Origin of the sequence: Anaeromyxobacter oryzisoli (assembly GCF_022690765.1) — a bacterium.
Lineage (GTDB): Bacteria > Myxococcota > Myxococcia > Myxococcales > Anaeromyxobacteraceae > Anaeromyxobacter > Anaeromyxobacter oryzisoli.
The window spans coordinates 1-3,786 of sequence record NZ_JALCZA010000004.1 but is presented as its reverse complement, the minus strand read 5'-3'; the positions used below and the strand labels follow the sequence as shown (position 1 = coordinate 3,786).

Sequence of the window (3,786 nt, the reverse complement as noted above, 5' to 3'; positions counted from 1 at the left end):
CCCCGGCCGCCGCCCCCCCCCTCGCGGCTGACGCCCCCCCCGCCGCGCGCGGCCGCCGCGCGCGGCCGGCCGCGCGCGGCGCCGCCGAGCGCGAGGTGCTCGGCGCGGAGCTCGTCCTCGCCCGCGAGGATGAGCGCGCGCTCGAGGGCGTTCTCCAGCTCCCGCACGTTCCCGGGCCAGTGGTGCGCGAGGAGCGCGGCCCGGGCCCCGGCGGAGAGCTTCCCGGGCGGCAGCCCGCGCGCGGCCAGGAAGCGCTCCGCGATCGGGCCGATGTCCTCGCGCCGGTCGCGCAGCGGTGGCACGCGGATCGCGAAGACGTTCAGCCGGTAGAAGAAGTCCTCCCGGAACGCGCCGGCGCGCACCGCCTCGTCGAGGTCGCGGTTCGTCGCGGAGATCACGCGGACGTCCACCGCCCGCGGCTCGGTCGCGCCCACCGGCACGAAGGTCCGGTCCTGCAGGAAGCGCAGGAGCTTCACCTGGATCGCGGGCGCGATCTCGCCGATCTCGTCGAGGAAGAGCGTCCCCCCCTCGGCGGCGGCGAGGTGGCCGGCCTTGCGCTGCACCGCGCCGGTGAACGCCCCCTTCTCGTGGCCGAACAGCTCGGCCTCGAGCAGCGTCTCCGGCAGCGCGGCGCAGTGGACCTCGACGATCGGCGCGGCGGCCCGGCGCCCCTGGTGGTGGATGAAGCGCGCGAGCTGGCTCTTCCCGGTGCCGCTCTCGCCGAGGAGGAGCACGCTCGCGTCCGTCGGCGCGACCTGGCGGGCGGCGGCGAGGACCGCCTTCATGGCCGGGCTCTCCGCGACGAGATCGGGCGTGAGCCGCGCGACGAGGCGCGCGCGCTGCGCCTCCCCCGCGCGCTGCGCCGCGAGCCGCCCGACGCGCAGGCGCAGCTCGTCCATCGAGACCGGCTTCGTCACGTAGTCGGCCGCGCCGGACTTCATCGCCTCGACGGCGCTCTCGGCCGTGCCGTACGCCGTCACGAGCACGACCTCGGGCGGGGGCGTGCGCGCCCGGGCCGCCCGCAGCACCGCCAGGCCGTCCACCTCCGGCATGCGCAGGTCGGTCACGACGACGTCGAAGGGGGCGGGCTCCCCCGCGAGCCGGGCGAGCGCCTCGCGCCCGCCCTCGGCGCGGACGACCGCGTGCCCGTCCAGCTCGAGCATCTGGGCCATCACGCGGCCGAGCTTCGGTTCGTCGTCCACGACGAGGACGCGCGCCATGATCCGATCCTAGCCCCGCGCCGGCGGGAGCCGCACCTCGAACGCCGCGCCGCCGTCCGCGACCTCGAGCAGGCGGAGGGTCCCGCCCTGGCGCGCCACGATCCGGCGCGAGAGCGCGAGCCCGAGGCCCGTGCCCTCGGCGCGCCCGGTGGCGAAGGGCTCGAAGAGGCGGGGGCGCAGCGCGGGCGCGACGCCCGGCCCGTTGTCGCGGATCACGATCCGCGGCTGGCCGCCCGGCGCGTCCATCCGCACCCAGGCGTTCCGCGCGCCGGCCTGCGCCGCGTTCACGAGCAGGTTCGAGAGCACCTGGCGCAGCCGGCCCGGGTCCGCCAGGGCGCGCGCCTCCCCCTCGAGGTGGATCGCGAGCGCGCCGTGCGAGCGCCCCACCGCGCGGGCGGCGTCCTCGGCGACGGCCTCCACCTCCACGTCGGTCGCCGCGATGGCGGGGTCGCGGGCGAGATCGAGGAAGTCGTCGGTGAGGCGCCGGAGCCGGTCGGCCTCCCCGAGGACGTCCACGAGGGCCTCCGCGTCCGGCGGCGCGAGGGCGGCCCCGCTGCGGGCGCGGACGAGCTCCACCGAGCCGCGGATCACGCCGAGCGGGTTCCGGATCTCGTGGGCGACCATCGCGCCCATCCGGGAGAGCGCGTCGCCGCGGATGGCGCGCTCCGCGTCCCGGCGGCGCGCCGCCTCGGCGCGGGCCCACCGCCGCGCGACGAGGGCGAGCGCCAGCGCGCCCACCAGCGAGAGCGCGACCGCGAAGCCGAGGGCGCGGCGCAGCCCCCGGTGCGCCGTCGCGAACGCCTGGCCCGCCTCGAGCGCGAGGACGGCGCGCACGGCGCCCTCCGGGCCGCGGACCGGGAAGTAGCCGGTCGCCACGGGCTGATCGCCGACCGCGTACGCGAAGGCGATGGTGGCCTCGCCGCGGGCCGCGCGCGCGACGCGGGCGGCGTCGGTGCGCAGCAGATCGGCGCGCCGGCCGGCGCGCCCCGTCGCGTCGGCGAGGACCACGAGCGAGGGCGAGACGAGGTACGCCCCCTCGAGCCCGTTCGCGGCCCTCACCGGGCGCAGGTCGGCCGAGGCGGGCTCGGCGCGGGCGAGCATCTCCGCGGCCGTCTCGCCGGCGCCGCGGAGGCGCTCCTCGAGCACCCGGTCCACCGCGCCGGCCGCGGCGCGGTAGAGGAAGAGCGTCGCGGCGAGCGAGCCGGCGAGGCCGAGGAGGCCGGCCAGGGCCGGGACGAGGGCGCGCGAGCCGCTCACGGCGAGAGGGTGTACGCCAGGCCGATGGTCGGGACCAGCCGCGCGTACTGGAAGCCCGAGACGTTCGAGAGCGCCTGCCGCCCCTGGACCGCGACGTGGGCGGTCCAGCCGGGGGAGACGTCCCACTCGGCGAGGGCCGCGGCGTCGAGGTAGGTGTCGTGACGGCGCGCGCCGAGCGCCGCGTCGTATTCGTCGTAGCCGCGGAACGTCGCCGCGAGGTCGAGCCCGAGCCGCACGCGCCGGGCGGCGGCGAGCCGGAGCTCGGCGCGGGGGCCGTGCTCGAGGTACGAGAGGATCGACTCCCGGGCCGCGTCGCGCGCGAGGCCGTACGCGAGGGCGAGGCGGAGCCGCGCGGCGAGCGGGAACGCCGTCCGGACCTCGCCCGCCTGGACCGTGCCCGAGAACGGCGACCACCCGCCGGCGTAGGACTCGAAGCGCGCGAGCCAGGTCGCGCCCAGGGTGACGTCGCCGAGCGCGGTCCAGGCCGACGCGAGCAGCCGGTGCGAGGTCTCGAAGGGCGAGCCGCCGAACGTCCGGTGCGTGAAGTCGTACTCGGCGATCCCGGCCCACCGCCCGCGCTGGAGCTGCCAGCCGCCGGCGGCGTCCACGGCCGAGGAGTCGAAGGCGCCCAGCCGGAGCTGCTGGTTCAGGAGCCCCTGCGCCCGGACGTACGGCCCGTCGGCGCCCCACGGCCGGAGGAGCCCGGTCGCGCCGAGGGCGTACAGCCCGTCCGACTGGCGGGAGGGGTTCGTGCTGGAGGGGGCGAGGTTCACGTTGGAGTCGTAGCCCGAGGCGGCGAACAGCGTGAGGGACCACCGGCCCTGGCTGCGCGCGACGCGGGCGAGCTCCGAGGCGACGGGCGCGAGGGCGCCGCTCGCGGTCGCCGCGTCGAAGAGGGCGGCCGCGCGCGAGCCGGAGCCGGCGCGGAGCGCGACGAGCCCGAGGTAGAGCTGCGCGACGTCCGCGCTCTCCGGCGCCTTCTCGGCGGCGCGGAGGAGCGGCTCGGCCTGGGCGTCCTCTCCGAGCTCGTAGTGGCAGATGCCCTCGAGGAGGGCGATGGCCGGGTCGTCGTCCTGGGCGCGGGCCGCGCGGAAGCCGGCGATCGCGCCGCGGAGGTCGCCGGCGTCCATCCGGGCGAGCCCCTCCTCGAACGGATCGGACCGGGGGCCGGCGCGGCACGCCCGCTCCAGGGCCGCGCGCGACGCGCGGTCGTCCGGGTCGAGGGCGGCGGCGCGCTGGTAGGCGAGGACGGCGGTGTCGCCGCCGCCGCGCGCGTCCTCGCGCTCGGCGACGGCCCTGTAGGCCGCCG

Annotated in this window: 3 protein-coding genes; all 3 read right to left on the bottom strand. The window is 78.8% G+C overall.

Features of this window, described 5'->3' with window-relative positions:
* The coding region (locus MNZ27_RS02020) for a sigma-54-dependent transcriptional regulator (protein WP_242392352.1) at positions 1-1,220 on the bottom strand (1,220 nt) is incomplete at its 3' end.
* Positions 1,221-1,229: 9 nt separating this feature from the next.
* Positions 1,230-2,477, bottom strand: a complete 1,248-nt coding sequence (locus MNZ27_RS02015; protein WP_242392351.1) for a sensor histidine kinase — start codon at positions 2,475-2,477, stop codon at positions 1,230-1,232.
* Positions 2,474-3,786: hypothetical protein (locus MNZ27_RS02010; protein WP_242392350.1), on the bottom strand; the 1,313-nt coding region annotated here is incomplete at its 5' end. The genes MNZ27_RS02015 and MNZ27_RS02010, both read right to left, overlap by 4 nt.